Origin of the sequence: Streptomyces sp. NPDC048288, assembly GCF_043201555.1 — a bacterium.
In the GTDB taxonomy this organism is placed as follows: Bacteria; Actinomycetota; Actinomycetes; order Streptomycetales; family Streptomycetaceae; genus Streptomyces.
Map to the genome: position 1 here is coordinate 90352 of NZ_JBICZD010000013.1, position 25658 is coordinate 116009.

General features: G+C 68.4%; 28 protein-coding genes and 2 pseudogenes. 19 read left to right on the forward strand and 11 right to left on the reverse strand.

The window, feature by feature from the left end:
- Positions 1 to 49: 49 nt before the first annotated feature.
- From ACGFZS_RS38200 to ACGFZS_RS38210, 3 genes are all read right to left on the reverse strand, one after another.
- Positions 50 to 1360, reverse strand: coding sequence for a PP2C family protein-serine/threonine phosphatase (locus tag ACGFZS_RS38200; protein WP_393798960.1), 1311 nt, complete (start codon positions 1358 to 1360; stop codon positions 50 to 52).
- 322 nt (positions 1361 to 1682) lie between these two features.
- Positions 1683 to 2825 (reverse strand): C40 family peptidase, encoded by a 1143-nt coding sequence (locus tag ACGFZS_RS38205; protein WP_393798961.1) that lies wholly within the window; start codon positions 2823 to 2825, stop codon positions 1683 to 1685.
- Positions 2826 to 3021: 196 nt separating this feature from the next.
- Complete coding sequence (locus ACGFZS_RS38210) at positions 3022 to 3816, reverse strand: class I SAM-dependent methyltransferase (protein WP_393798962.1); 795 nt, start codon at positions 3814 to 3816, stop codon at positions 3022 to 3024.
- 272 nt (positions 3817 to 4088) lie between these two features.
- On the opposite strand from ACGFZS_RS38210, the gene mshA reads away from it, so the two are divergent.
- From mshA to ACGFZS_RS38230, 4 genes are all read left to right on the forward strand, one after another.
- Positions 4089 to 5426, forward strand: a complete 1338-nt coding sequence (mshA, locus tag ACGFZS_RS38215) for a D-inositol-3-phosphate glycosyltransferase (protein WP_393665491.1) — start codon at positions 4089 to 4091, stop codon at positions 5424 to 5426.
- On the forward strand, positions 5419 to 5928 hold the full coding sequence (locus ACGFZS_RS38220; RefSeq protein ID WP_393798963.1) for a YbjN domain-containing protein: 510 nt from the start codon (positions 5419 to 5421) through the stop codon (positions 5926 to 5928). Before mshA ends, ACGFZS_RS38220 begins: the two co-directional genes overlap by 8 nt.
- A gap of 109 nt (positions 5929 to 6037) precedes the next feature.
- Positions 6038 to 7696, forward strand: a complete 1659-nt coding sequence (locus ACGFZS_RS38225) for a glycosyl hydrolase family 28-related protein (RefSeq protein WP_393798964.1) — start codon at positions 6038 to 6040, stop codon at positions 7694 to 7696.
- Between the two features lie 63 nt (positions 7697 to 7759).
- Positions 7760 to 8563: a hypothetical protein gene (locus ACGFZS_RS38230; RefSeq protein ID WP_393798965.1), complete on the forward strand. Its 804-nt coding sequence runs from the start codon at positions 7760 to 7762 to the stop codon at positions 8561 to 8563.
- Here the strand turns inward: ACGFZS_RS38230 and ACGFZS_RS38235 are convergent.
- On the reverse strand, positions 8556 to 9410 hold the full coding sequence (locus ACGFZS_RS38235; RefSeq protein ID WP_393798966.1) for an AraC family transcriptional regulator: 855 nt from the start codon (positions 9408 to 9410) through the stop codon (positions 8556 to 8558). The two genes, ACGFZS_RS38230 and ACGFZS_RS38235, sit on opposite strands and share 8 nt — an antisense overlap.
- Here ACGFZS_RS38235 and ACGFZS_RS38240 point away from each other — a divergent pair.
- Together ACGFZS_RS38240 and ACGFZS_RS38245 are read left to right on the forward strand one after the other, a co-directional pair.
- Complete coding sequence (locus ACGFZS_RS38240; RefSeq protein WP_393798967.1) at positions 9409 to 9885, forward strand: DUF2000 family protein; 477 nt, start codon at positions 9409 to 9411, stop codon at positions 9883 to 9885. The two genes, ACGFZS_RS38235 and ACGFZS_RS38240, sit on opposite strands and share 2 nt — an antisense overlap.
- A 131-nt stretch (positions 9886 to 10016) precedes the next feature.
- Positions 10017 to 11183, forward strand: coding sequence for a hypothetical protein (locus ACGFZS_RS38245; protein ID WP_393798968.1), 1167 nt, complete (start codon positions 10017 to 10019; stop codon positions 11181 to 11183).
- Positions 11184 to 11571: 388 nt separating this feature from the next.
- On the opposite strand, the gene ACGFZS_RS38250 is transcribed toward ACGFZS_RS38245, so the two are convergent.
- Entirely contained in the window at positions 11572 to 12042 is a 471-nt protein-coding gene (locus ACGFZS_RS38250) for a hypothetical protein (protein WP_393798969.1), read from the reverse strand.
- Between the two features lie 103 nt (positions 12043 to 12145).
- Between ACGFZS_RS38250 and ACGFZS_RS38255 the strand changes: the two genes are divergently transcribed.
- Together ACGFZS_RS38255 and ACGFZS_RS38260 are read left to right on the forward strand one after the other, a co-directional pair.
- Positions 12146 to 12406: a hypothetical protein gene (locus tag ACGFZS_RS38255; protein ID WP_393798970.1), complete on the forward strand. Its 261-nt coding sequence runs from the start codon at positions 12146 to 12148 to the stop codon at positions 12404 to 12406.
- A gap of 32 nt (positions 12407 to 12438) precedes the next feature.
- Positions 12439 to 12609 carry a hypothetical protein gene (locus tag ACGFZS_RS38260; protein WP_393798971.1) on the forward strand — a complete coding sequence of 57 codons (171 nt, stop codon included), beginning with the start codon at positions 12439 to 12441 and terminating at the stop codon, positions 12607 to 12609.
- Between the two features lie 109 nt (positions 12610 to 12718).
- On the opposite strand, the gene ACGFZS_RS38265 is transcribed toward ACGFZS_RS38260, so the two are convergent.
- On the reverse strand, positions 12719 to 13063 hold the full coding sequence (locus ACGFZS_RS38265) for a DUF4265 domain-containing protein (RefSeq protein WP_393799131.1): 345 nt from the start codon (positions 13061 to 13063) through the stop codon (positions 12719 to 12721).
- A gap of 483 nt (positions 13064 to 13546) precedes the next feature.
- Between ACGFZS_RS38265 and ACGFZS_RS38270 the strand changes: the two genes are divergently transcribed.
- Positions 13547 to 14284, forward strand: a complete 738-nt coding sequence (locus tag ACGFZS_RS38270; protein WP_393798972.1) for a peptidase inhibitor family I36 protein — start codon at positions 13547 to 13549, stop codon at positions 14282 to 14284.
- A 360-nt stretch (positions 14285 to 14644) separates the two neighbouring features.
- Here ACGFZS_RS38270 and ACGFZS_RS38275 read toward each other — a convergent pair whose 3' ends face one another.
- Complete coding sequence (locus ACGFZS_RS38275) at positions 14645 to 15130, reverse strand: DUF4265 domain-containing protein (RefSeq protein WP_393798973.1); 486 nt, start codon at positions 15128 to 15130, stop codon at positions 14645 to 14647.
- A 660-nt stretch (positions 15131 to 15790) separates the two neighbouring features.
- Between ACGFZS_RS38275 and ACGFZS_RS38280 the strand changes: the two genes are divergently transcribed.
- Positions 15791 to 17851, forward strand: coding sequence for a hypothetical protein (locus ACGFZS_RS38280; RefSeq protein WP_393798974.1), 2061 nt, complete (start codon positions 15791 to 15793; stop codon positions 17849 to 17851).
- Positions 17852 to 18205: 354 nt separating this feature from the next.
- Here ACGFZS_RS38280 and ACGFZS_RS38285 read toward each other — a convergent pair whose 3' ends face one another.
- Genes ACGFZS_RS38285 through ACGFZS_RS38295 form a run of 3 tightly spaced genes read right to left on the reverse strand, consistent with a single transcriptional unit; the run spans position 18206 to position 19489 of the window.
- On the reverse strand, positions 18206 to 18592 hold the full coding sequence (locus ACGFZS_RS38285; protein WP_393798975.1) for a hypothetical protein: 387 nt from the start codon (positions 18590 to 18592) through the stop codon (positions 18206 to 18208).
- Positions 18586 to 19011 (reverse strand): ATP-binding protein, encoded by a 426-nt coding sequence (locus ACGFZS_RS38290; RefSeq protein ID WP_393798976.1) that lies wholly within the window; start codon positions 19009 to 19011, stop codon positions 18586 to 18588. Before ACGFZS_RS38290 ends, ACGFZS_RS38285 begins: the two co-directional genes overlap by 7 nt.
- 46 nt (positions 19012 to 19057) lie before the next feature.
- Positions 19058 to 19489, reverse strand: a complete 432-nt coding sequence (locus ACGFZS_RS38295; RefSeq protein ID WP_359207647.1) for an NUDIX hydrolase — start codon at positions 19487 to 19489, stop codon at positions 19058 to 19060.
- A gap of 86 nt (positions 19490 to 19575) precedes the next feature.
- Between ACGFZS_RS38295 and ACGFZS_RS38300 the strand changes: the two genes are divergently transcribed.
- A complete protein-coding gene (locus tag ACGFZS_RS38300) occupies positions 19576 to 20364 on the forward strand; it encodes a GntR family transcriptional regulator (RefSeq protein WP_351317021.1) in 789 nt (262 codons plus the stop codon).
- Positions 20365 to 20389: 25 nt separating this feature from the next.
- On the opposite strand, the gene ACGFZS_RS38305 is transcribed toward ACGFZS_RS38300, so the two are convergent.
- Complete coding sequence (locus ACGFZS_RS38305; RefSeq protein WP_393798977.1) at positions 20390 to 20689, reverse strand: hypothetical protein; 300 nt, start codon at positions 20687 to 20689, stop codon at positions 20390 to 20392.
- A gap of 285 nt (positions 20690 to 20974) precedes the next feature.
- Between ACGFZS_RS38305 and ACGFZS_RS38310 the strand changes: the two genes are divergently transcribed.
- The 8 genes and pseudogenes from ACGFZS_RS38310 to ACGFZS_RS38345 all read left to right on the forward strand — a co-directional run.
- Positions 20975 to 21331: a hypothetical protein gene (locus tag ACGFZS_RS38310; protein WP_390979132.1), complete on the forward strand. Its 357-nt coding sequence runs from the start codon at positions 20975 to 20977 to the stop codon at positions 21329 to 21331.
- Positions 21331 to 22713 carry an FtsK/SpoIIIE domain-containing protein gene (locus ACGFZS_RS38315; RefSeq protein WP_393798978.1) on the forward strand — a complete coding sequence of 461 codons (1383 nt, stop codon included), beginning with the start codon at positions 21331 to 21333 and terminating at the stop codon, positions 22711 to 22713. Before ACGFZS_RS38310 ends, ACGFZS_RS38315 begins: the two co-directional genes overlap by 1 nt.
- Before the next feature lie 67 nt (positions 22714 to 22780).
- Entirely contained in the window at positions 22781 to 23389 is a 609-nt protein-coding gene (locus ACGFZS_RS38320) for a DUF2637 domain-containing protein (protein WP_393798979.1), read from the forward strand.
- Positions 23390 to 23406: 17 nt separating this feature from the next.
- A complete protein-coding gene (locus ACGFZS_RS38325) occupies positions 23407 to 23598 on the forward strand; it encodes a mobile element transfer protein (protein WP_123975881.1) in 192 nt (63 codons plus the stop codon).
- A gap of 16 nt (positions 23599 to 23614) precedes the next feature.
- Positions 23615 to 23809 carry a hypothetical protein gene (locus tag ACGFZS_RS38330; protein WP_089100245.1) on the forward strand — a complete coding sequence of 65 codons (195 nt, stop codon included), beginning with the start codon at positions 23615 to 23617 and terminating at the stop codon, positions 23807 to 23809.
- Between the two features lie 25 nt (positions 23810 to 23834).
- Complete coding sequence (locus ACGFZS_RS38335) at positions 23835 to 24083, forward strand: SpdD protein (RefSeq protein WP_359207629.1); 249 nt, start codon at positions 23835 to 23837, stop codon at positions 24081 to 24083.
- Between the two features lie 163 nt (positions 24084 to 24246).
- Positions 24247 to 24528, forward strand: a pseudogene (locus ACGFZS_RS38340) (replication initiator); the annotation flags it as partial.
- Positions 24497 to 25426, forward strand: a pseudogene (locus ACGFZS_RS38345) (tyrosine-type recombinase/integrase); the annotation flags it as partial. The pseudogenes ACGFZS_RS38340 and ACGFZS_RS38345, both read left to right, overlap by 32 nt.
- Between the last annotated feature and the right edge of the window lie 232 nt (positions 25427 to 25658).

Consider the following 25658-nt stretch of genomic DNA (forward strand, 5'->3'; position numbering starts at 1 on the left):
GCGGCCGAACCCCCACGGCGAGCGGCCGAACCCTACGGCACGCGGCCGATCACAACCCCCGGTCCAGCAGCACCACGGCCACGTCATCCGTCAGCTCGCCCCCATTGAGCTGCCGCACCTCGTTCACGGCCGCCCGCAGCAGCGCCTCCCCGGTCAGCCCGGAGGCCAGCTGCCGCCGCACCATCTCGACCATCCCGTCCTGACCGAGCCGCTCGCCGCCCGAGCCCACCCGGCCCTCGATCAGCCCGTCGGTGTAGAGCATCAGGCTCCACTCGGCGCCCAGCTCCACCTGCATCCGCGGCCAGCGGGCCCCCTTCAGCAGCCCCAGCGCCGGCCCGTTGTTGTCGTACGGCAGCAGCTCGGCCGGCCGTCCGGGCCGGGCGACCAGCGGTGCGGGATGACCGGCCAGGCACAGCCCGGCCCGGCGCCCGTCCGGCGCTATGTCCACCGTGCAGAGCGTCGCGAAGATCTCCTCGTCGGAGCGCTCGTGCTCAAGGACCTCCTGCAGGGTGCCGAGCAGCTCGTCCCCGCACAGCCCCGCCAGGGTCAGCGCCCGCCAGGCGATCCGCAGCTCCACGCCGAGCGCGGCCTCGTCCGGGCCGTGCCCGCAGACGTCGCCGATCATCGCGTGCACGGTCCCGTCGGGTGTGCGCACGGTGTCGTAGAAGTCGCCGCCGAGCAGCGCGCGGGAGCGGCCGGGGCGGTAGCGCGCGGCGAAGCGCAGCGAGGAGCCGTCCAGCAGGGGCGTGGGCAGCAGGCCGCGTTCCAGGCGGCGGTTCTCCTGGGCGCGCACGCGTCCCTCCGCGAGCTTGCGCTCGGCCGTGAGGGAACGTTTGCGCTCGACGGCGTACCGGATGGCGCGGCTCAGCAGCCGTCCGTCCAGTTCGTCCCGGAAGAGGTAGTCCTGCGCGCCGACGCGCACCGCCTCGGTGCCGCGCTCGGCGTCACCGGAGGTGGTGAGCGCGAGCACGGCGTGCCGGGGGGCGATCTGGAGCACGTGCTTGAGCACGGCGAGCTCGTCCTCCTCGTTCCGGCCGCCCGGCGCCGGGAGCGCCAGGTCCAGCAGGATGCAGTGGACGTCGTCGGTCAGCAGCCGCTCGGCCTCGGTGAGGTTGCGGGCGGTGCGGACGCGGATCGAGGTGCCGGACGCGTCCCGCAACTCGGGCAGGACGGGAGAACCGGCCGGATCGTCCTCGATCAGCAGCAGGGTGAGAGTGGTGCCGCCGGCGTGGGCGACGGCGGCTTCCGTGCGGTGGGCCTCTTCCTTGAGGGGGCCGCCGCCCTGTGCGGGCGCGGCGGCCGGCGCCTGACCACTCTCCACGGCCGGGATCGCTCTCTGCCGCGGTACGGGTACGGGCATCGTGTCGGGTTCCTTCCCTCCCCCCGAGGGCACGGCGGGGCGAGGGACCTCGACCCACCAGACGGGGACCATAGCGGTACTGGCCACCGCAACGGAATGGTGTGAGCCACGTCGCCCTGTCTCAGGCCTCTGGCATATGCCGCGTGCCGTACCGCAGTTGGGCAAGAGGGCCGCCCCGCGGGAATGACGAAGGTCACGCGCCGCCCGGGTTTCAAAGGATGTTGGCGTGCACTGGGTCACATGGCGCAGCTCACGAAAGGGATATCGAAAGGGATATCACAGTCAAACGGGTCGTCCGCGAGGGAGCGTGCACGGGGAACGCTCAGGCGTCCGGCCGGACCACCCCGAGGATCGGCATCGAGCCGGCGCCGGCGATCGACACCGTCCGTCCCGGGCGCGGGGCTTGGATGATCGCGCCGTCCCCGATGTACAGCGCCACATGGCTGGCGTCGTCGTAGTAGATGATCAGGTCGCCGGGGCGCATGTCCTTCACGTCGATGTGCCGGAGCTGCTTCCACTGCTCCTCGGAGGTGCGCGGGATCGGCTGCCCGGCGCTCGCCCAGGCCTGCGAGGTCAGTCCGGAGCAGTCGTACGAGTCCGGGCCCTCCGCGCCCCACACGTACGGCTTGCCGATCTGGGCGGTGGCGAACGCGACCGCCTTCTTGCCCGCCGCGGACGCCTTGGTGTGGATCTCGTCGAGTATCCCGGTGTCCAGCCAGGCGGTCTGTGCCTGGTAGGCGGCCTCCCGCTCCAGCTCGGCGAGGCGCTCCTTCTGCTTCTTCTCCAGGGTCGACTCGAGCTTCTCGGCGGCGGCGATGCGCTGCTTGATCTTCTTCTTCGCGGCGGCCTTCGCCTTGCGGCCCGTCTCCAGCTTGTTCCACTGGTCGGCCGCGTCCGCCGCGTACTGCTTCAAGTCCTGCTGGGTCTGGGTCAGTTCCCTGATCAGGCCCTTGGTGGCCCGCTCGCCCTGGAGCACCCGCCCGGCCCCGTCCAGGAACTGCGAGGGGTTGTCGCTCAGCAGCAGCTGGGCGGTGTCCGGCAGTCCGCCGGTGCGGTACTGGGCGGCGGCCGCCCGGCCCGCGCGCGCCTTCAGCCCGTCCAGCTTCCGCTGCCCCTGGACGATCTTCTTCGCCAGCTCGACGATCTCGGCGGACTGCTTCGCGGCGGCCTCCTCGGCCGCGTTGTACGCGTCGGTGGCGACGGCCGCGTCATGGTAGAGCCTGTCCAGTTTGTCCCGCACGGCCTCAAGGTCCTTGTCCGGCGGGAGAGTCACGGACGGGGAAGCGGAGGGGCTCGGGGAGGTCGATGCGCCCGAGGAGGTCGACGCGCTCGGGGAGGGGGAGGGGCTCGGTGCCGCGAACGCCGTACCGGGTGCCGCCAGTACGGTCACCGCGCAGACCACCGTCACCGCCGTCGCCAGGATCCCGCGTCCACCCGGCCGGACGGTGTGCTTGTCCGGTCCCATGACCCGACCCCCCAAAACTGATTAACCGTCAGTAACTTACGATACGTGGAGGATCGTGCCACGCCGCGTCGCAAAGTGACAGAGGTAACGGCAGGTGGGTTCCTCCCCGGTTTCCCCCCGGACATGACGATCTCCCCGCCTTTGTGACGTACGACTCACCGAGATCGTTCCCCGGCCCGCCCTCCCCGGGGTCCCGTCAGGCCGCCGGCGCCAACGCCCCCCACGCCACCGTCACTTCCCCCTGCCGCCAGCGCGCCGGCGAGTCCGTCACCGGCCAGTCGGCCGTCAGATCCCGCACCGCCCGGATCCACCGCTGCCGGGCGCCGTACGACGCGTAGGGCGCGGCCGCCGCCCAGGCGCGGTCGAAGTCCCGCAGGAACGCGTGCACCGGCTCGCCCGGCACATTGCGGTGGATGAGCGCCTTCGGCAGCCGTTCGGCCAGGTCCGAGGGGTGCTCCAGGGAGCCGAGCCGGGTGGCGAAGGTCACCGTCCGCGGCCCCTCCGCGCCGAGCGCGACCCACACGTGCCGCCGTCCGATCTCGTCACAGGTCCCCTCCACCAGCAGCCCGCCCGGCGCCAGCCGCGCGCACAGCCGCTCCCAGACGGCGGCGACCTCGCTCTCGTCGTACTGCCGCAGCACGTTGGCCGCGCGGATGAGCAACGGCCGCGCGGCGACCGGGATCTCGAACCCGCCGTGCCGGAAGTCGAGCCCCTCCCGCTCGTACGGCTTCGCCGCCGCGACCCGCGCGGGCTCGATCTCCACCCCGACGACCCGCGCACGCGGCGCGACGGTACGGAGTCTGCCGAGGAGTTCGACGGCGGTCCAGGGTGACGCCCCGTACCCGAGGTCGACCGCGACGGGGTCCTCCGCGCGGCGCAGCTCGGCCCCGTGCGTGGCGGCGATCCAGCGGTCCATACGACGCAGCCGGTTGGGGTTGGTGGTCCCGCGCGTCACCGTTCCCACGGGGCGGGCAGCGGCGCGGGCATTCATGCCTACGAGAGTAAAGCGCCCCGTAAGGGGCGCGGGGCTGTGTCGATATGCGGCTACCGCCGCGTGGGCGCGCTCAGCCCCCACCCACCCGCACCCGACCCTCGGCCCCAAGCCACCCCACGCATCCCACCCTCGAACGGTTGAGCGACCCAAGGTAATGTCCCGGCAAAATCACCCACCCCCGGAATGGGAACCAGTGCCTCCGCTGTTTCCACCCTGGAGGACACTCGATGCCCTCCCGACGGCATGCCCGCACAAAGGAGGACCGCCACGTGAGCCAGTACGCCAGCAGGCTCGTGCGCCGCTCCCCGTCGGCTGCCGGCCGGCTCCTGCGGCCCCGCCGCCCCCGCCGCGTCGCGATGCTCTCCGTGCACACCTCACCGCTCCACCAGCCCGGCACCGGCGACGCCGGCGGCATGAACGTCTACATCGTGGAGCTCGCGCAGCGCCTCGCCGCGATCAACATAGAGGTCGAGATCTTCACCCGGGCCACCTCCGGCGGCCTCCCGTGCACCGTCGAACTCGCCCCCGGCGTCCTCGTCCGGCACATAGACGCGGGACCGTACGAGGGCCTCGCCAAGGAGGAACTCCCGGCCCAGCTGTGCGCCTTCACGCACGGCGTGATGCAGGCGTGGGCCGGCCACCGCCCCGGCCACTACGACCTCGTCCACTCGCACTACTGGCTCTCCGGCCACGTCGGCTGGCTCGCCGCCCAGCGCTGGGGCGTCCCCCTCGTACACGCCATGCACACCATGGCCAAGGTCAAGAACGCCAACCTGGCCGACGGCGACACCCCCGAGCCCGCCGCCCGGGTCATCGGCGAGACCCAGATCGTCTCGGCGGCCGACCGGCTCATCGCGAACACCGCCGAAGAGGCCGACGAGCTGGTACGGCACTACGCGGCCGACCCCGCGAAGGTCGCCGTCGTCCACCCCGGCGTGAACCTCGACCGGTTCCGCCCGGCGGACGGACGAAAAGCCGCCCGGGCCCGCCTCGACCTCCCCCAGGACGCCCTGATCCCGCTCTTCGCGGGCCGTATCCAGCCCCTGAAGGCCCCCGACGTCCTGCTCCGGGCCGTCGCCGTCCTCCTCGACGAGCGCCCCGAACTGCGCTCCCGGATCGTCGTACCGATCGTCGGCGGCCCCAGCGGCAGCGGCCTCGCCAAGCCGGAGGGGCTGCAGAAGCTGGCCGCGCGGCTCGGCATCGCGGACGTCGTGCGGTTCCGTCCGCCCGTGGGCCAGGAACAGCTCGCGGACTGGTTCCGTGCCGCCTCGGTCCTCGTCATGCCCTCCTACAGCGAGTCCTTCGGCCTGGTGGCGATAGAGGCGCAGGCGGCGGGGACGCCGGTGCTCGCGGCCTCCGTCGGCGGGCTGCCGGTGGCCGTGCGGGACGGCGAGACCGGCTTCCTGGTGGGCGGCCACGATCCCGCCGACTACGCGCGCGTGCTGCGCCGTTTCGCCGACGACGCGACCCTGGCGGACCGTTTCGGCAGTGCCGCCGCCCGGCACGCCCAGTGCTTCGGCTGGGACACGGCCGCCGCCGCCACCGCCGACGTCTACCTGGCCGCGACCCAGTCCCACCGCCGTCGCGTACGCTCGCTCCATGGGTGAAGCTCCACAGGAACGGCAGGCCGCGCAGGTCATCGAGGGTGTCCTGAAGGACGCCGAACTGGAGTGGGAGAGCCCCGAGCCCGGCAACTTCGTCGTGCAGCTCCCCGGCACCCGCAAGCTGAAGACGACCGTCTCGCTGCTCGTCGGCCGGCACTCGCTCTCCCTCAACGCCTTCGTCGTCCGGCACCCCGACGAGAACGAACCGGCCGTCCACCGCTGGCTCCTGGAGCGCAACCTCAAGCTGTACGGGGTGAGTTACGCCGTCGACCGCCTCGGTGACGTCTATGTCACCGCCAGGCTCCCGCTCGCCTCCGTCACCCCCGACGATCTCGACCGCCTGCTCGGCCAGGTCCTGGAGGCGGCCGACGGCGCCTTCAACACCCTCCTGGAGCTGGGCTTCGCCTCCGCGATCCGCAAGGAGTACGCGTGGCGGGTGGCCCGGGGCGAGCCGACGCGGAATCTGGACGCGTTCACCCATCTGATCGAACGCTCTGCTGACTGACCTCTGCACGACTCTTTCGAAGTACTTCGCCGCCGTGGCATGCTCACGCTCGACGCAGATCTGAACGTCGTTCACATCCATGACTCACTCGCATGGAAGGACGTACGGAATGAGTACCGCTCACCACGGCATGACCAGACGGACCCTGCTCGCCGGCGCCACGGCGGTGGCCGCGACCGCAGTGGCGGGCGGTGGCACGGCCCACGCCTCCGACAACCAAGTCCCCACCCTGTGGCGGGAGTTCACCCGCACCCCCTTCACCCACCCGCAGATCCCGTACGTCGGCCGGGCCGGAGCCGCCCGGATCCGCCGCCTCCCGGTGGTGGCAGACGTCCGCGCGTACGGCGCGGTGGCCGACGGCGTCACCGACTGCGCCCCCGCGATCAACCGTGCCATCGCCGCTGCCGCCAGGGCCGGCGGTGGCACGGTCACCATCCCGCCCGGCACCTTCCGGATCGACGGCCTGATCCTGATCGGCTACGACAACGTGGTGCTGCGCGGCGCCGGCAGCGGCCGTACGACCCTGTACGCGACGAAGAACCTCACAGAGCTGATCGGCCCCTACGGCTCCCGCTACGGCGGCACCAAGTCGGCGTGGTCCTGGGCGGGCGGCCTCATCTGGCTGGCGCCGAAGGCCCGTTGGGACTCGCTGACGGCCGCGATCAGGGCGCAGGCCTGGCCGTTCGAGGGCTGGACCGGCAACAAGCGCGACGCATGGGAGGAGTTGACCCCTCTCGCGCCCGCCCGCCAGGGCGACCGTACGGTCACCGTCACCGACCCCGCCCGCCTGCGCCCCGGCCGCCTGGTGCTGCTCCGCGTCGCCGACGACCCCGCCCACACCCTCCTCCAGCACATGTCCGGCGGGGGCCCCGGCCCGGCGTCGTACTACTGGGAGGACAAGACCAAACTGCTGTCGTACGTCCCCTACGAATGGCCCGTCCGGATCGTGGCCGTGCGCGGCCGGCGGGTGACGCTGGAGCGGCCGCTCCCGGTCGACCTGCGCCCCGAGTGGAACCCCCTGCTCACCACCCACGTCCGTGAACTCACCGGCTCCGGCGTCGAGGGCCTCACCCTGGACGTCATGGAGACCCCGCAGTCCCCGCACCTCCTCGACAAGGGCTACAACGGGGTCGTCCTGCAGTGCGCCTACGACTGCTGGGTGGACGACGTCACGGTCCGCAACGTCGACAACGGCTTCGGCCTGGTCGCCGCCTCCGCCTGCACCCTGCGCCGCACCCGGGTCGGCGGCCGGGGCGAACACCACCCGTACTTCTGCCGCGAGGGCTCGCACGACAACCTGATCGAGGACTTCACGATCGAGGAACGCACCGTCCCGGCCCCGTCCGACACCCAGCTCCACGGCATCAACGTGGAGGGGCTGTCGTCGTACAACGTGTGGTCGCGCGGCGACATGCGGATGGGCACCTTCGACTCGCACCGCGGTCTGCCCTTCGCGAACGTCCGCACCGACATCACGGTGGACAACAACGGCCGGCACGGCGGCGACGCGAACGCCGGGCCGCTGTTCGGGGCCCGGTTCACCCACTGGAACGTCCGGGTCACCAACGGCCGCGCGGGCCTGATGAGGCTGGACGGCCTCGCCCCGTACTCCGCGACCGTCGGCCTCAACACGGTCACCGACTTCGACCAGACCGACGTACCCGACTTCACCGGTGACCTGCACTCCCGCCTGGAGCTGTACGGCACCTGGGACGCGGTACGGCCGCGGAACCTGTACGCGGCGCAGCGCCAACTCCGTTCTTGTTAGCCTGCCGTAGCCCCGGGAATCACCCGGGGTCAACCTTCTCTCCTCGTTCTCGAAGAGGTGTGCATGCGCGCAGGCAGATCATCCGGCTCGGCAGTGGTGCTCGTGGGGGCGCTGGCCCTGGGGGCGTTCGCGGTGCCGTCCGCGGCGGCGGCCGACACCGGGATCACGGTGACCAAGATGGTCGTGAACAACGGCAAGCCCGTCGTGGTCGGTACCAGCGCGACGGTGAAGCCCGGCTTCACCTTCCGGATGACCTGGCCGTCCGGCGTCAAGCTCGCCGACGCACAGGTGCTCCCGTTCCTCTACCACGACACCACGGCCGCCAAGGGCGCCGCGCACGGCGGGATCTACTTCGACAGTGTGAGCTGCGGCGACAACGGCTCCCAGCCCGCCGACTGCGGGGGCCAGTTGTCCATCGAGCCGCGCTCCACGCTGGACTCCGACAACGACGCGACGACCTGGAAGATCGCGGCCGGCGTGAAGATCTGGTCGGGCAGCGGGCTGAAGAGCCAGGAGATCCTGACCGGCCTCGGCACCGTGCAGGTCCAGCGGGCCGCCAAGGTCACCGCCAACGCCACCCCCGAGCCGGTGGCCAAGGGCGGGACGCTCACCGTGAAGGGCGCGATCACGCGCGCGGACTGGGTGAAGCACAAGTACGTCGGCTTCGGCGGCAAGGCGGCCAAGCTGCAGTTCCGCAAGAAGGGCAGCGGCACGTACACCACGCTGAAGACCGTGCGGGCGGACTCCGCCGGTGCCCTGCGGGCCACGGTCAAGGCGTCCGCCGACGGCTACTACCGCTGGACCTTCGGCGCCACCTCCACCACGGGCGGCGCGACCTCCGCCGGCGACTACGTCGACGTCACGTGAGGTACCGCGCGCTGCTCACGCGATAGCGCCCCGGGGTCACCCCCACCAGCTTCCTGAAGTGCCGGGTGAGGTGCGCCTGGTCGTAGAAGCCGGTGGCGGTGGCCGTCTCGCCGGGCGGCACGCCGTCGAGCAGCAGCCGGCGCGCCCGGCCGACCCGGCGGGACATCAGGTACTGGTGCGGGGCGATGCCGTACGCGCCGCTGAACGCCCGGACCAGATGGGCGGGGTGCGCGTGCAGCAGCCGGGCGGCCTCCGCGAGGACGAGCCCGTCGGCGACCCTCTCGTCCAGCAGCTCGCGCAGGGCACGGGCGAGGGCCGGGTCGGCCGGCCGCTCGGCCACGAGCCGGGGGCGGAGCAGGCCCCGCAGCCGCTCGCCGATCAGGGCGAGCCGGCTCTCCGCCGCCAGCTCCTCGCCGGGGTGGGCGAGGGCGGAGTGCAGCTGCCCGACCCTGCGCCGCAGCAACGGGTCCCGCAGGTCGGGCCCGTCCACGGCGGCGCCGATGAGCTCGTCCCCGAGCAGCGTCCCGTCCAGATAGACCACCCGCTTGCGGAAGCCGGCCGCCGTGGCCGGGGAGCCGTTGTGCGGGACGTGCGGGGGCAGCAGGGACACGGTGTCGTCCGGGGTGCCGTGCTCGTGCCGGTCGAGGTCGTAGCGTACGGCGCCGTCGTCCACGATGAGCAGCGTCCAGGCGTCATGCACGTGCATCGGATAGGCGTACTCGGTGAAGTGCGCGTGGAAGACCTCGGTGACACCGGGGACACGCGGACGCCAGGCGGTGACTTCCTGCGCTTCCTGGACTTCCTGGAGTCCTTGGAGTTCCTGGGCGACGGGCTGCCGGGCGGCCATGCAAAGAACGTACAAGACGGCGTCGTACGACGCTCGGCAGTCTCGTCCCATGAGCACTGAACCTCTCCGTTTCGACACGAAGATCGCCGTCCTGCTGCGCGCGGACCTGGAGCCCTGGCAGCGGCTGAACGTCACCGCGTTCCTGGTCAGCGGCCTCGGCGCCACGCTCCCCGAGGTGGTCGGGGAGCCGTACGAGGACGCGGACGGGGTGGCGTACCTGCCGATGTTCCGGCAGCCGGTACTGGTCTTCGAGGGCACGAAGGAGACGCTGAAGGCGGCCCACGACCGGGCCCTGAGCCGCGCCCTGCCCCGCGCCCTCTTCACCGCGGACCTGTTCTCCACCGGCAACGACCGCGACAACCGCGCGGCGGTACGGGCCGTGCCCACGGCGGAGCTGGACGTGGTGGGGCTGTCGGTCTACGGGCCGCGGAACGCGGTGGACAAGGTGCTCAAGGGGGCGCGGATGCACCCGTGAGACCCATGGGACTCCTAAGTCCCGTGAGACTCCGGCGGTGGCTGGGCCGACCGAAGGAATCACATGGCGTGACCGGGTGATCGGGTCATTTAATCTGACCGACCCCTTCTTGAATGTCGCATCTCAGAGTCATGCGATACATCAGACTCTCCAGCATGGCCGCGGCCGCGGCAGCGATTCTCACGTCCGTGTCGGTGGGCCCGGCGGCTGCCGGCGACGACGCGTCGACACCGGTCTCCTGCAGCACGGCCGCGCTGACGGCCGCCATTGTCGGCGCGGATCCGAGGGAGACCTTGTCCCTCGCCCGTAACTGCACCTACCACCTGACCACCCCCTTCAGCACCGGTGAGGGCCTGCCGCCGATCTCCCAGGAGCTGACGATCCGCGGCAACGGCGCGACGATCGTCCGCGACGGGAACGCGACCCCCGCGTTCCGGATCTTCCATGTCCTCAGCGGCGGCAACCTCCGCCTGCAGGACCTCACCGTCCGCGGCGGCAACGCCACCATCGCCACCACCGGCACCGGCAACGGCGGGGGCATCCTCGTGGACGGCGGGGGCGCGCTGAAGCTGTCGGGTGTCGACGTGATCGACAACACCGCCAGCGTGAGCGGGGGCGGTGTCGCGGTGGCCACGAGCGGCACGGCGGTCATCCGGCGCAGCTGGGTGGCGTTCAACAACGCGTCCGTCGGCGGCGGGCTGTTCAGCGAGGGCACGCTGGTCGTGGAGGGCTCCGAGTTCGGCCGCAACCACGCACAGATCCAAGGCGGCGGCATCGACCAGGACGGTGGCACCGCCACCATCCACGCGACCATCATCAGCCGCAACACGGCCACCGTCCGCGGTGGCGGTCTCGCCGACTTCGGCGGAACGACGAACATCAGCGAAAGCAAGATCGCGAACAACACGACCGGCTTCGCGGGCGGCGGGATCGTGAACGAGACCGGCCTGACGCTCGACAAGTCCGAGGTCAGCGGCAACGTCGTCGCGGCTCCGGGCGGCGACGGAGGCGGCATCTACAACTCCACGACGAGCGGCGTGCTCAAGCTCAAGGGCAGCAAGGTCATCCGCAACAGCGCGAACGGCCGGACCTCCACCACGAACCCGACCCAGGCCGGCGGCATCTTCAACGACTCCGGTCTGCTCACGCTCGACCACAGCTACGTCCGCAACAACGCCTCCACGGCAGCGCCCGGCGGCCTCCGCACGAACGTTCCGATCACGCTCACGGACTCCACCATCACCCACAACATCCCCACGAACTGCGTCCCGAACCCGATCCCGGGCTGCACGGACTGACCCCGGCACCACCAGCAGCACGCAAAGCCCCTGCCCTTGCCTCCCCTGAGGGCAGGGGCTGCTGCCGTGACCATTGGCGGACGAGCACTTCCTGCCTGTGTGCGACGACGACGTCCCCCACGACGCGGTGATCACCGAACCGCACGCATGGCGTTCGTACCACCCGGGCCCGGTCTCCACCCAGGCACTGAGCGCTTCGAGGAACCGCCCCGAGGTCGCGTTCTCCCACTCGTCCTCGTCCCCGCGCTGCCGGTACTCCTCGCTGAGCTGCGCGACGAACGCCGCGAACACCTCGTGGTCGGGGACGGACTGACCCGGCATCAGTGGCAGCGGCATGGGAGCAGCCTGTGGACGGGACGGCCTGGCGGGGCGGCCGTGCGGGAGTCGGTCAGCTCTCCAGGGCGGTGAGGTCCTGGCGGAGGACCGTGCGGGCCGCGCGGGTCGCGTCGCCGTGTGCCTGCCTGGCGGCCTGGTACTCCTCGGAAGTCACCGTGCATCCGGACGCCAGCGCTTCGCGGACCCGGCGCAGTGAGCGGTACGAAGCGTCTATGGCGTCCGATACCTCGGCGTCCGCCATGAGAATGAGCCGCTCACGCGCTTCGTCACACCCCGACGTCTGGAAGGCCTGCCGGATCCTGGCCGCCCTCGTCTGCGGGTCGACGTGGTCCTCGTCGGCGGCCAACCGCATGGCCTCATGCGCCCGGCGGAGAGCGACCAGACAGTCCACGTACATGTCCCGGCGGTCCTGCAGCCTGCTGTCCCGAACGGATCGCCGCCACCGCAACTGCTCGCCGGCCAGCGTCGCCCCGACACCGAGCACCGCTCCGAGGCCCGTCCCGACGAGAGTCACCCACTCCACCCGGCAGATCGTGCCACACAGCACTCCGCCGCCGCTCCCTCGGTGCCACGGCCCACGTCATGCCCTCAACTCGTGAGCGGAGGACGGGGCTAGCCTGCGACCCATGAGCCTCTCTGTGGCATCGACCGTGTTGGCGCTGGCCATATCCGTGATATCGCTCGCCACCTCCGCAGTCGTATCCGCGCGGCAGCTTCGACTCGCCAACAACTCAAACGTGTTGCCCGTCGTGGTGGAGCTCTTCCGAGAGACCAGGCAGCCCGAGTTCTCCCGCGCGATCGAGTACATCAGCTCGGACCTGGCCCGGGACCACTCCCCGGAATCCGGATACCGGAGCCTGCCCGACGAGGCCCTGCGGCGCGGCTGATCATCGGCTCGTACGGGCCCAACATCGTGAACATGTGGGATGTGCTGGCCCCCTACTTCTACCGAGAACGCGAGCTGACGACCAAGGCGATGGTCTACTTCGAGGACCTCGCCCACCGAGCCCGGACAAGACCACAGGCCCGGATCCACTCGGAACTGCGCCTCGAAGCCAGCCCACCACCACCGCCCCCAGCACAGGGATAATTATTTCTTCCTGCCCTGGGTGTTGTCGGGGATCTTGGTTGCCCTTGGCCGCTGTCGAGCGACCTCGGACGGCCCAGAGACGGCCCAGCCGCAGGTGCGCTGAATGGCGTCAGTCGAGGGAGGCGGCCCGCCACTGCGCGGTGATGCAGCCCTCTTCCCTGTGCCACCACTCCTTGGTCACCCCGTGCTTGAGCAGCCTTTGGACCTTGGTGAGATCGGCGGTGGGCGGGACGTCCAGGGCGACCATGCGGAACCGTGCGGCTCCCGAACCGCCGTGTCGGAGGACGATGAGGCGGATGGTGCCGTTCTCCGAACGTTGGACCACCTCGCCGGCCCACCGCACCCCTTCCTCATCGGGTTCGGTGGCCACGACGTCCCCGCAGGCGATGCCGCGAACGAACCAGGGGATGTTGTCGAGCCGTGCGGTGCCGTCGCCCTGGTCGACCGCCCACAGACTCTCAAGTGGACCTTCACGTACGGGCCCTCGGGGTTCGTCACGGGCTGGTCTGGGGCATTTCGGGGGTAGTTGGGTGCCGAGAGGTCTCGGACCGCGCGCGGATCACTTCCTACGGCGCCTGCTCGCACGCTTCTTCAGCTCGGCCCGGCCGCGCTTCGTCCAGTCCCCCTCCCGTTGGTTCGCCGTCGGATGATGCAGGCGCACGCCGGTCTGTGTACAGGGGCGTCCACCTGAATGAGACGGAAACCGAGACGGAAGCACAGCCCTCAGCTTCAGGGCCTGGGCCGGTTCTCAATGACCGGCTCTGCGCGAGTGCGGGAACCGTAGACAGCTCCGAATCGGAGCAATGCCGGACGCCACGCCCGAACAACCACTCGTAAATCACACATCCGAGCCTGCCGATGAATTACTAATGGCGATCAAGGAATCACTCACGGTTTCCAGCGAGTCGTCATCGTCTGGATGCGGAAGGAGAACATGGTGGCCGCCAACGAACCGCAGCTGATCTATGGGCAGGGAGCTGAGGCTTGCCCCGACGGAAGCTTCTGCCTCTATCGGGCGGTCCGGTTCAATGCCGGTCAGACCCCGGGGCAGGGTGACAAAATTCTGGCGATTCCGTCGGGCGTGTACGTCAATGACTTCTCCCAGTACGGCTTCGATCACAGCGGCGACGGGGTGAGCAGCGTCGTCAACAACACCGATGAAGACAACACGCTCTTCTCGGCTGCCGACCAGCAGGGGCACACACTGCCGGTAGAGCGCGGCACCGTCATCACGGACTTGACACGCATCGCCATGGCCGGGAGCCCGAACGGCACCTGGAACGATCAGGCCCAGTCGGCGAAGGCAGCCCCCTTCAAGGGGAACCTGACCATCCAGCAGGAATTCCTCGCCAAGTGGCAGGACTGGGAGAGCCAGAAGTGGATCTACTCCTACAAGCTCACGATCAGCGCCGCAGACACGCGGGTCGAGAAATGGGCCCTCGGCTTCGGCGACCTGCCGGAGGGAACCTCACTGTCCAAGGAGTTCACCGACAACTTCTGGGGCGAAATCATCGAGGACGGCACCGAGGGGAGCGTCCTGCTCGCCTCCCCCTCGGACGGCGGACACACCATTGACCCCGGCGCAGACCTGCGCATCGACATCCAGGTCCTCTACCTGGACGAGGACCCTTCCCATCAGCACCTCAAGGGCCTGAACGCTCAAGATCTGGGCTGATCCTGACGCCCACCCCACCCGGTCAACCTCGGAAGGGCCGACGTCGCCCATCCGCATCGAACGATCGGGCTGGGGTGGTCAAAAGGGCAGAGCCACCTGGCGGACAGACCTGGCACCAGCGGTCGCGGTGTCTTCGTGGAAAAGCCCCCCACTCGCAGGGAAACCGGAGGTGGGGGGCTTAACGGTGCCGAGTTACTCTTTCTTGCCCTGGGTGTTGTCAGGGATCTTGGTGACCTGTGTTATCGCTGCTCAGGGGCGGTTGGCTCGTGCGCCTGGTGGTCGTCGCTGGTCGTCCTTGGCCGCTGTCGAGCGACCTCGGACGGCCCAGGGACGGCCCAGCCGTGGGTGCGCTGAATGGCGTCAGTCGAGGGAAGCGGCCCGCCATTGCGCGGTGATGCAGCCCTCTTCCATGTGCCACCACTCCTTGGTCACCCCGTGCTTGAGCAGCCTTTGGACCTTGGTGAGATCGGCGGTGGGTGGGACGTCCAGGGCGACCATACGGAACCTTTCGATGCCCTCGCCGTCGACGCCGAGTTTGTGGAACGCGTTGATCACGCTCTGCCGTGCGGGTCCAGAGCCGCCGTCCCGGAGGACGATGAGGCGGATGGTGCAGTTCTCCGATCGCCGGACCACCTCGCCGGCCCACCGCACGCCTTCCTCGTCGGGTTCGGTTGCCACGATGTCCCCGCAGGCGATGCCGCGAACGAACCAGGGGATGTTGTCGAGCCGTGCCGTGCCGTCGCCCTGGTCGACAGCCCAGAGATTCTCCACTGATGCCGGAGGCCAGTCGTCTTCGATCTCCAGCCGGAAGTGCACCTTCACGTACGGGCCTTCGGGGTTCGTCATGGTGCCAAGGATGCAGACGTCTGACGCGGCGGCCGCAGGTGGGTGACCGATGACGTCTGCTCAGAGCTGGACACTGGTTGGTCCTTACCCCAGCCGACGACAGTCAGCCACGACGCGAGGACGCCGACTGATCACGCGCGCGTATGCCTCGCTGCACCCCCACCGGCCTCCACCACGTTGCCGGTGCCGTCGACCAGAGCAAGCCACGACGGTCGACCCGCAACCACGACGCCTGAGCCATCAGCTTGGGAAGCTGCGGGCATTTGGGGGCGGTTGGGGCGCTGACCTGGGCGAACGGACGAAGCGCGGTCTCATCGGCCCTGGTTGCTTTCACCGTGATTCCCCGCTGTTCCCCGCTCGATCTGGTGCGGTTGTGGTGCAGTGTGCTGGGCGCCGAAGGTCGGGCATCGGCTCGATGATGTCGGCCCCCAGACACGATCGCTCCACGGAGCATCTCCGTCCCGCGACGACAGCGTCGGGAAAGGCCCTGTCAGGACGCGACCGCCTCGCCAGACCACCACAGCGAGTCACATTCGGTGCACAACAGGAAGGACGCCGCATCGGCCTTGAAGCGGTACGGGCGAACCCAGTCCTGCTTCCGTCGCGCTGCTCGGCCGACCGCTAGTATTTTCCCTACTTGCCAACTGAGGGGTGGAGTGCATGAATAACGTATTTTCATTCGCCGATTTCCTTGAAGTGCTGCCCGAGGGTAATTTTACCGGGCAAGGTTCTAGAGCCTTCCGGGTTTCAAGCCCTCAAGCTACGTTCGTCCCTCCGAATCTAGAGGTGCTGGATTCGAGCAATTCCCCGCTGATAACGCTCATTTCGGCGCGGGGTGCGACAGGAAAGTCTTGTCTGGCTAAGCAAGTTTCGGCACTCAAGAAGGTTCCCTTGTGGCTGCTGAATGAGGACATGGCTGTCAGTGGCGATGCGCTTCAGGCTCGGTTGCGTGACTACACAGGAAAGTCAGATGGCCTCAGTTTGCTGACTGAGACGCCTGGGTCGTTCATTCTGGTTGATGCACTCGATGAGGCGCGCATGAGAGTCTCAGGAGCCTCGTGGTACGAATATGTGCAGACACTCTTTGCGGCATCGGAGAAAAGCCACTCGCTAGTCCTTTTTGGTCGCGAGCGAGTACTGGAAGACATTTGGGCTAATTTTCCAGGGAGTAGCGCCAACTGGTACGAGATTTCTCATTTTGATTCGGATCAGCGCACGAAGTATATCGATCTCTATGTTGGGGAGGCGCAGCCCAAAGAGAATGAGACCTACATTGACGCCAGGGATACGGTGATCAAAGCTCTTTCCGGAGCCGTCGAAGGAAGTCAGGCAGACTCCTTTATCGGCTATGCTCCCGTCCTTTACGCTGTCGCGCTTCTTCTCCAAAAAGGCAATCTGCTGAAGATTCGGAACTCGTTCTTGCCCGAAATGGGTAACGAGAGGAGGATCCGAGTGCTGGGAGAAATCATCGAACAACTCCTGAAGCGCGAACAGGAGAAAACTCAGAAACTGGCCCAACAGCTCGGCGTGGCGTCGAGTAAGATGTACACGCCTGTCGAGCAAATTGACTGGCTCGCCCACTATCTCTTGAATGCCGAGGCCCCCGATCTTTCATGGTGCCCTGATGCACTAAAGGGTGAGTATAAGGGCAAGATTCGCGAATTCATTGACGATCACCCATTCCGCAGTGAAAGTCGATGGGCTAACCCTGTCTTCTCTGCCTACATTGCCGCAGAGCGGTTTGACCGAATCGAAGTGCGGGAAAGGCTGCAAGATGTAGGGCTTTCTACCGGGCTCCTCTTTGAGTTCATTTCTGCAAAAGAGGATGATATTGTGGTGGATGAGTGGCAATTTGCTGCACTTCATGCGTCGCTTATGGCATCTGAGCGGCATGACGTAGAGGTTTCGGTCAGTGTGTCGGGTGGTGAACCTACTGCTGAAACCGAGTCCGCTAGAGAAGTTCTGCAGATGTGGGGGGAACTTACCCTATGGGAGAGCTCTGGCAGTCGTAACAATGTCCGCGTCGACGTACTGCTCGACAAAGAAGGAGTTGTGGACCTGAAGGGGCCATTGGCTTCGCTTTCCCTGACTTTCCCTGGGGTGGTGACGGTAAGGCCTAACTCTGGCTCTGCGAATTTTGGTCCAGACTGCTTCATTCGATGCAAAGATCTTCGCGTGTCGGGGGACAGTGTTCAAATCTCCCTTCGCCCAAACGGAACAGTGGGTACCCTCCAAGATGGGGGTGCCAGCGTCACGTTCGAGCTAACGGGTAATCTTCTGTGCGAAGCACAGCTAGCCGGTGACCCTCCCGTAGAGAGTTTTGAGGTTCTGGTTCCGGAAGGTCGTCGAATCGGATACCCGTGGTTTCCTTATCAGAAGTCGATGGAGCTTCCAAGTGTGGAGCCCAACGAGCGCGCCACCCGCTTCGTCAAGATGATGATGAACCTTCTCCGAAACCATGGACATAAGGGGACTCCTGCGGTCTTCGACAAGAAACTGGAGGGACGTCAGTCCATCAAGGGAGACGAATTCAGGCGTGTCATCTCCGTGCTGCAGAAGCAAGGTGTTATCTCACTCGACGGGCCAATGATTCACCTCACGCAACAGTGGATGCCCAATCGATTTTCCGGCAAGAAAAGGGAGGGTGTCCAGACCTTTGAGGACAAGCGTGAGGTTTGGATTCCGATTGTCGAGGCAATCGCAGAGGCAATGCGTCGGTAAGTGACACTACAGGTCGGTGGAGCGGCTTTGGGGTGGCGCTGCTTTGGCGCGAGTGATTATGGCCCCGTAAGCTTCCGGCGCGTCGGGCAGTCTGTGGACCTGCCCGGTAAAGCACGACGTTGGGGCCATGATCTTCGAGGCTCGCGCCAAAGTGGCTCCGTAAAGCCGTGGAGCCGACCGCCCCAGCCACGACGTACCCCTTCTCTCACAGCAAGCGGCTGATTGCTGTAGTGCGCGGCACGGGCGCCGGCCGGGCTGGAGTGGGGCGGAGACAGGAGCGCAGGCCCGGCCGGGGGCCGGGCCGCGCGCGGGGAGCGGAGCGAGCCGCCTTGAACCAGTAGAGAAAGTTGTAACTCACTCGGGCCTGTGGGGCTTGAAGGTGTATGCGCAGGCTGAGAGTTCGACGTCTTGGCGGTGGGCCAAGGGCAGGAAGATAACCGGCCGGATCGTCCATGTGATGCGGGTGTTGGCCTGGGTGACTGACACTGTGCAGGGTTCTAAGCGCAGCAGGGCGCGTCGGGTTTCTGCGCGGCCGTCGTGGAGCCAGGCCCAGACGTCGTCCGAGGCGTCCGGGTCGAGTGCCGGTGAGATGGTGCGCAGTGCGATGGCGACCCATCTGTCCGCCTGAGGTGCGGAGTAGGCGTCGAAGGATGCCCGGAGTGCCGGCCACTGCATCCCGTCGGTGAGGTCCTCGGTCCAGCACTCGCACCAGAAGCCTCGTCGGGGCTTGTCCATCAGCACGGGTGGCCTCCCCGCCGGGCGTTCACGAAGAGTTCCGCGGTGACCGTGTAGCCGCCGCCCGCACCCTGGACGACGACCCTGTGCGCGAGAGCGCTGACCATGCCCAGGCCCCGGCCGTGCTCCGCGTCCTGGTCCTGGTGCTCGACCTTCGGGGCGCCTCCTCCGCCGTCGTCCGTGACCGACAGTGCGATGACCTGTGGTGCCACCGCCAGGGCCAGGTGGAAGCTCCCGCATTCTCCGCCGCTGCTCGTGTGGAGGAGTGCGTTCGTGCTCAGCTCGCTCACGATCAGGGCCGCGTCGTCCGCCAGGGGCGATCCGCGCAGAATGTCTCTCGTCCAGCGGCGGGCCCGGCTGACCTCTTCCGGAAATCCTGGGCAAGTCAGTCCCCAGACTCGGACTCGACTCGTATACTCGTGCATACAAGTCCCTTCGTGCTGGTAGGCCGCCATGTGCAGCGGGTTCGGGCTAGACGAGTTTCACGCCGTCGTGGGCGCGGACGGCCGGCGGGGTCATCGCGTCGAGTGCGTCGGTGACGCGGATCGCGTATGCCTCGTCGGCGAGGTCGGTGACTTCTTCGCGGGTGACCCAGCGAAGGGCGCGGGTCTCGTCGCCGGTCGTGGGCGTGCCGTCGGCGGCCTCGCAGCGGAAGACCAGGGAGACGATCAGGCCCGTCATGTTCTTGTAGACGCCGGTGAGGGTCGCCGGAAGGGCGATCTTGATGCCGGTCTCTTCGAGGACTTCGCGTTGCAGGGCCTCGGGGATGGTCTCCTCGCGTTCGAGGACACCGCCCGGCGGCTCCCACTTGCCGTTGTCACGGCGCTGGATCAGGAGGGCACGGCCCTGGGCGTCGACGACGACCCCGGCGACGCTCACGGAGTGCGGGCGTTCTGTGCTCATGTTCCTCGGCCCTCCCGGATGGCTAGGCTCTCCACCGTAGCAACTTCACTCGCCCACTCGTCTAGATACCTAAAGGAGTACACACAGTGAGTCCTCTTTCTTCGGGCCTCCTCGGAGATCTCGACCCCACGAGCGATCGTGCGGTCTTCCGGCAGATCGCCGACCAGCTGCGCGAGGCGATCGACCGTGGGCGATTCCGCGAGGGCGAGAAACTGCCCTCCGAGGCGGAGCTGGTCGAGCATTACGGGGTCTCCCGGATGACCGTCCGCAACTCCTTCTCCGTCCTCACCGGTGAGGGCCTGGTCCACGCCGAGCACGGCAAGGGCGTCTTCGTCCGGCCCCGGCCGCCCGTGCGACGCCTGGCCTCCGACCGGTTCGCCCGGCGGCACCGAGAGCAGGGGAAGTCCGCGTTCATCGTGGAGGCGGACGCGGCCGGCAGTCACCCGCAGGTCGACAGTCTTGAGGTCAAGGAAGAGAAGGCCAGTCAGGACGTCTCCACCCGGCTCGGCTCCGTACGGCGCGTACTGGCCCGGCGTCGCCGGTATCTGCTGGACGGGCGGCCGGTGGAGTTCGCCACCTCCTACCTCCCCCTCGACATCGCCCGCGGCACCCAGATCGCCGAACCCAACCCCGGTCCCGGCGGCATCTACGCCCGCCTCGAAGAGCTGGGCCACCGCCTCGACCACTTCGAGGAAGAGATCCGCGCGCGGATGCCCTCGCCCTCCGAGGTCAAGACACTCCACCTCGCGGCCGGCGTGCCTGTGATCCACCTGGTCCGGACCGCCTTCGACACCGAGGGGCGGGCTGTGGAGGTCTGCGACACGGTCATGGCGGCGGATGCCTACGTGCTGTCGTACCAGCTCCCCGCGACCTGATCGCGTGATGGGCGGGAGTGCGGTGCTAGGGAGTGGGCTGATCCGTGGCCTCAGCAGCCGGGGCGCCGAACATGGCGCCGATGTTGTTCCACGTGAAGCCGCTCTGCCAGTCCGGCTTCTCGGCTGCCCAGTCGAGGAGGGCCTGACGGGCCTTGTCCTGGGAGGCGGTCAGGGTTTGGTAGTGCTCTGCGGGGACGCCGTCCCGGTACTCCAGTTGGTAGGTGTTGTTGTCGCGGAACAGCACTTGGATGTACCAGTCGCCCTCGCGGTCCTCGTCCTGCCGCTCAAGGATCAGGTGGTCGCCCTGCCCCAGGTTCGCGAGCATCGTGCCTATCGTCGGCTGAGAAGGGTCCTTCACCGCGTGCCCCTGAACGTTCGTCGCAATCAGCATGGGCAGAGCATGGCGGAAGGGTCTGACAATGGGGGTCCTCGGGAAGCCTCCGCGGCCGTCCCGCTTGGGTCGTGTGGTCGTTCTTCTGAACTCGTACACCCCGACATGCTTACTCGTATAGACGAGTGGGCAAGTTGTGTGGCAGGGTGATCGTCATGAGCCCGGGAGATCGGGCTCACAGATCGCTACATGTATAGACGAGTAGATAGGAAGTGTGCTGTGCGCACCATCCGTGTGGAGACCACCGCCGCCACGATCCTGCTGACCGAGGCCCCCGAGCCGAAGGTCCGTGACCGCCAGACCGGCGAGATCGCCAAGGACGCTGTGAGCGGTGAGGCGCTGATGACCATCGGCGTCGTCTACATCGAGGACGGGGAGTCCGCTCTGATCAAGGTCACGGTTCCCGAGGGCGGAGTGTCCGAGGGGCTTGTCCTGGGCTCGCCCGTCTCGCTGCCGGGGCTCGTCGCCCGGCCGTGGGAGTCCGTGTTCAACGGCCAGCAGCGTCACGGCATCGCCTACCGGGCCGCCGCCGTCACCCCGGCCGCCTTCCCGGCCAGCGCCGGGGCTGCCGCCTGATGTCCGACCTGACGACACTACTGGAGGTGGGTGGTCCCCTCGCCGCACTCGGTGGCGAGGCCGCCTACACCCGGGCCAAGCACCCGGCCCTCTACTGGTCCGCAGTCGGCGGCCCGATATCCACGGTCCGCCTGCTCAGCTCGTACGGCTCCGTCATGGAAGCCTGCGGCCTGACCGTGGCGCCCTCCCGGCTCAGGGTCCTCGCCGTTAAGGCCACCACCCGACGGGAGGTCCGGCCGGTTCCGCCCCGTCGGGGCATCCTCCGTCCCACCTCGACCGGGTTACGACTCCGGTTGCGGCTCGCTCCCGGGCAGGAACCTGCCGACGTCGCCGCCTCGGCCGAACGCCTGCGGCACGCGTGGGGAGTTCACGCCGTCTACGTCACCACCGTCAAGCCAGGCGTCGTGGAACTGCGGCTCGTCGGGTACGACGTCCTGCGCCGCGTTCGGATGCCCCGCAAGGCCGGTGGCGGCTTCCTGAAGGTGCCGGTGGCGCTGCGCGAGGACGCCATGCCCTTCGTCCGCGACTACCGCACCGTTCCCCACCAACTCACCCTCGGCGCAACCCTGTCCGGCAAGTCCATGTACCTGCGCCACCTCATCTCCGGACTCGCCCAGCAGGACGGCGTGGCGCTCGTCGGAATCGACTGCAAGCGGGGCGTCGAACTCGCGCCCTTCGCCGCCCGCCTCTCCGCCCTCGCCACCGACCCCGACGAAGCCGCCGAGCTGCTGCCCGTGCTGGTCAAGGAAATGGAGGACCGATACGACCTGATCAAGGCCCGCCAAGGCATCGCCCCCGAGACCCCCGACGAGGAGATCACCTCCGACATCTGGGGCCTGCCCGACGCCCAACGCCCCACCCCCATCGTCCTGTTCATCGACGAAGTCGCCGAACTCTTCCTCACCGCCACCCGCAAGGACGAAGACCGCCGCGACGAGATGGTCACCCAGCTCATCCGCCTCGCCCAGCTCGGCCGCGCCGCCGGCATCTACCTCGAAGTCTGCGGCCAGCGCTTCGGCGCCGAACTCGGCAAGGGCGCCACCATGCTCCGCGCCCAGCTCACCGGCCGCGTCTGCCACCGCGTCAACGACGAAGCCTCCGCCAAGATGGCCCTCGGCGACATCGCCCCCGAAGCCGTCTACGCCGCCTGCTCCATCGCCCCCGAAACACCCGGCCTCGCCGTCGCGGGCGACACCTCCGGCGGCTGGTCCCGCATCCGCACCCCGCATCTCTCCCTCGCCGACGCTGCGGCCATCTGCCAGGACTCGGCCGACCTGGTCCCCGACGTCCCCGCCCTCAAGCCCTTCCGGCCCGACGTCCCGGTACGACCACTCACCTCACCCGCGGGCCCGGTCGTACAGCCGCACCCCGTCACCGACTGACCCACCCCTCGTCTCTCCGCGCCATGTCCCTACCCCTCCCATGCCCGAAACCGGAAGGAGCCGCATCATGCGCGCCCAGCTGGCCCGCGTCGACGCGGTGCTCGTCCAGGCGCTCATCGCCGCCGCACTGTCCTTCGCCCACCTCCACGACGTCGCCTCAGCGGCCGGACAGGACGGATGGAAAGCCTGGGCCTACCCCGTCTCCGTCGACCTCCTGCTCGTCGCCGCCTGGCGCCAACTCCGCACCGGCACCACGAAAGCCGCCGCCTGGTGCTGGTTCGTCATCGCCCTCGTCGCATCCCTCGGCGCAAACGTCGCCACCGCCGGCCTCCTCGACCTCGGCAACGTCCCGGCCTGGCTCCGGATCCTCGTCGCCGGATGGCCAGCCGTCGCCTTCCTCGGCGGCACACTCCTCGCCCACACGACGCCAAAGGCGCCCGTTGCCGTAGAGATCACTGACGGCGACCGGGAGCAAGAGCTCGAACCGACTCCCGAGCCACCCGTCGAAGAGCAAGTACCCCCGCGTCCACCGGTCCCGGCCGCCCTCGTCGCGCACGCCCGCAAGGTCGCGGCCGAGCACCACACCCGCACGGGCAACCCCATCGACACGCCGACTCTCCGCGCTCGCCTCGGCGTCCCGGCTCCCATGGCCGAAGCCATCGCCGCCCAGCTCTGAAAGGAGAACCAGGACCCGTGACCGCCAACCGCCGCTTCCGCAACGTCACCCGCATCGGCCCCGTCCAGGTCGGCACCGCCTACGACGACCGGGGCCGCGAGAAGCACACCGCAGCCTGCACCGCCCCGCGCTGCGGCTTCTCCGCCGACTACGACAGCCGCGCCGCCGCCGAACTCGCCGCCCGTACCCACCGCTGCCCCGTCCGCTGAAAGGACCCCGCACCCCGTGACCCTCAACCTGCCGCTCGTCGTCGTCCTCGGCTTCTTCGCCTGGGCGGCCGTCAAGTACCTCGGCGTCCGCACCTGGATCGTCGTCCTGGTCGCCCTCTTCGGCTTCTGGCTCTCCCACACCTTCCTGGCCCCCGCCATCGAATCCGGCACGCGTACCGGCGTGACCGTCATAAACGGCTCACATGCCTAGACGAGTAGATAAGGAGAGTCTGACCGTGTTCCTGCCCAAGTACCCCGACAGCCCCACCCCGCCGCCCGCGCACACCCACACCCCGACCGACCCGGCCCCCGCCCGGCGCTCCGCGCTCCCGGCCGTCTCCGTCAGCACCGGCGCCGTCGTCGCCGTGCTCACCGGTGGCGTGGTCCTGACCGCGCTCCTGACCGCCGTCGCCGTATCGGCCATCTCCGTGGCCATCGCCGCCGTGGTCCTGCGCTCCCTGCTGCGCGAGCACAACCGGCGCTGATCCCTCTCTGCCCGACCCCTGGGGCGGCCACGACACCGCCAAGCATCCGGCCGCCCCGGGGCCCGTCACTCCTGACCGAGCCAGCCAGAAGGAGCCAGCCATCTTCACCCGCACCACCCCGCCACCGCTCCACGAACTCACCAACCTCGCCTCGGGCGGCACCCTGCCCGGTATCCTCCGCCAACTCTCCGGCCTCGGCGGCTGCACCAACCCCGTCCGCCTCGACGGCCACCGCACCGAGTACGACGTCGACACCACAACCGGCGAGATCGGCCGCATCCTCCAGCACCTCGACTCGACCGACCTGCCCGCCGGCCAACTCCTCGTCCGCTGCAACAACCGCCGCACCACCCGCTGCGAGGCCTGCGCCGAGGTCTACCGCCGCGACACCTTCCACCTCATCTCCGCAGGCCACACAGGCCTCGATGGAGTCGCAACTCCGCCTGCACGCCTTCCCGCATCTGGGATCGCGTCCGCTCGGTTCCTTTCAGCCCGCCCACATCCGCGACTGGGTGCGGAAGCTCCAAGAGAACGGTGTCCGGGGCTCGTACGCGCGGACGATCTACTCCAACGTTCGTGCCGCGCTGAGTGCGGCGGTGGACGACGGGCACCTTCCGCGCAACCCGTGTGCAGCCCGCTCGGTCCGGCCTCCCACGGTCGACACGAAGCGGGTCGCCCCGTGGACAACGGAACGGCTCTTCGCCGTCCAGGCCGGCATGCCCGAACGCTTCCAAGCCATGGTCGACCTGGGTGGGGGCTGCGGGCTCCGCCAAGGCGAGATCCTCGGGGTCGCCGTCGACGCCATCGACTTCGGTTCGGACACGCTTCACGTGGTCCAACAGCTCAAGCTGAGTCGGAGCAAGGCGGTGTTCGCTCCGCCGAAGGGCGGAAAGCTGCGGGATGTGCCGCTCCCCGGGCCGGTGGCCGATGCGCTGCGCGAGCACATGAAGCGGTTCCCGCCGGTCGAGATCACCTTGCCGTGGAAGGTGGCCGACGGACCTCCGGTGACCAAGCGGCTGATCTTCACTGGGCCGCGTGGCGGGCACGTCTGGCGTACATCGCTCAACGAGGAGGTGTGGAAGCGGGCACTGGCCTCGGCCGGCGTGATCCCCGAGCGAGAGCCAGGCGGGGCGTACACAGAGTCGCGCGAGAACGGCATGCATGCGTTGCGGCACTTCTACGCGTCGCTGCTGCTGGACGCCGGGGAAAACATCAAAGCTCTGGCCGAGTACCTCGGCCACTCGGATCCAGGTCTGACGCTGCGCGTCTACACGCACCTCATGCCGTCCAGTCAGGAGCGCACCCGTAAGGCAGTGACTGCCGTCTTCGATCGGCGGGGATGACCACACCGCAACGATCAGAGATACACCTGTTCCCGGTAGTCACTGGCGAACAGTTCGGGGTGGATGTTCAAGTAGAGACGAGAGATCTAGAGCACGAGTAGGCTCACAAAGTTGATTGAATTAGCAGTGCGTGAGAGATTGCAGATAGCTCTAGTTAGCTCTACTTAGCTCTAGATCGCTTCTCAGAAGCTATACAGAGTGCAGAACGACTGAGGACCCGGATCCGGCGGCA

Bases quoted from the DNA above. Each gene is read 5' to 3' on its own strand.
- ACGFZS_RS38225 (WP_393798964.1), top strand. From the start codon at position 6,038: ATGAGTACCGCTCACCACGGCATGACCAGACGGACCCTGCTCGCCGGC.
- ACGFZS_RS38230 (WP_393798965.1), top strand. From the start codon at position 7,760: ATGCGCGCAGGCAGATCATCCGGCTCGGCAGTGGTGCTCGTGGGGGCG.
- ACGFZS_RS38260 (WP_393798971.1), top strand. From the start codon at position 12,439: ATGTGGGATGTGCTGGCCCCCTACTTCTACCGAGAACGCGAGCTGACG.
- ACGFZS_RS38240 (WP_393798967.1), top strand. From the start codon at position 9,409: ATGCAAAGAACGTACAAGACGGCGTCGTACGACGCTCGGCAGTCTCGT.
- ACGFZS_RS38210 (WP_393798962.1), bottom strand. From the start codon at position 3,816: ATGAATGCCCGCGCCGCTGCCCGCCCCGTGGGAACGGTGACGCGCGGG.
- ACGFZS_RS38200 (WP_393798960.1), bottom strand. From the start codon at position 1,360: ATGCCCGTACCCGTACCGCGGCAGAGAGCGATCCCGGCCGTGGAGAGT.
- ACGFZS_RS38245 (WP_393798968.1), top strand. From the start codon at position 10,017: ATGCGATACATCAGACTCTCCAGCATGGCCGCGGCCGCGGCAGCGATT.
- ACGFZS_RS38315 (WP_393798978.1), top strand. From the start codon at position 21,331: ATGTCCGACCTGACGACACTACTGGAGGTGGGTGGTCCCCTCGCCGCA.
- ACGFZS_RS38290 (WP_393798976.1), bottom strand. From the start codon at position 19,011: ATGCACGAGTATACGAGTCGAGTCCGAGTCTGGGGACTGACTTGCCCA.
- ACGFZS_RS38280 (WP_393798974.1), top strand. From the start codon at position 15,791: ATGAATAACGTATTTTCATTCGCCGATTTCCTTGAAGTGCTGCCCGAG.
- ACGFZS_RS38235 (WP_393798966.1), bottom strand. From the start codon at position 9,410: ATGGCCGCCCGGCAGCCCGTCGCCCAGGAACTCCAAGGACTCCAGGAA.
- ACGFZS_RS38275 (WP_393798973.1), bottom strand. From the start codon at position 15,130: ATGACGAACCCCGAAGGCCCGTACGTGAAGGTGCACTTCCGGCTGGAG.
- ACGFZS_RS38205 (WP_393798961.1), bottom strand. From the start codon at position 2,825: ATGGGACCGGACAAGCACACCGTCCGGCCGGGTGGACGCGGGATCCTG.
- ACGFZS_RS38220 (WP_393798963.1), top strand. From the start codon at position 5,419: ATGGGTGAAGCTCCACAGGAACGGCAGGCCGCGCAGGTCATCGAGGGT.
- ACGFZS_RS38305 (WP_393798977.1), bottom strand. From the start codon at position 20,689: ATGCTCGCGAACCTGGGGCAGGGCGACCACCTGATCCTTGAGCGGCAG.
- ACGFZS_RS38255 (WP_393798970.1), top strand. From the start codon at position 12,146: ATGAGCCTCTCTGTGGCATCGACCGTGTTGGCGCTGGCCATATCCGTG.
- ACGFZS_RS38295 (WP_359207647.1), bottom strand. From the start codon at position 19,489: ATGAGCACAGAACGCCCGCACTCCGTGAGCGTCGCCGGGGTCGTCGTC.
- ACGFZS_RS38320 (WP_393798979.1), top strand. From the start codon at position 22,781: ATGCGCGCCCAGCTGGCCCGCGTCGACGCGGTGCTCGTCCAGGCGCTC.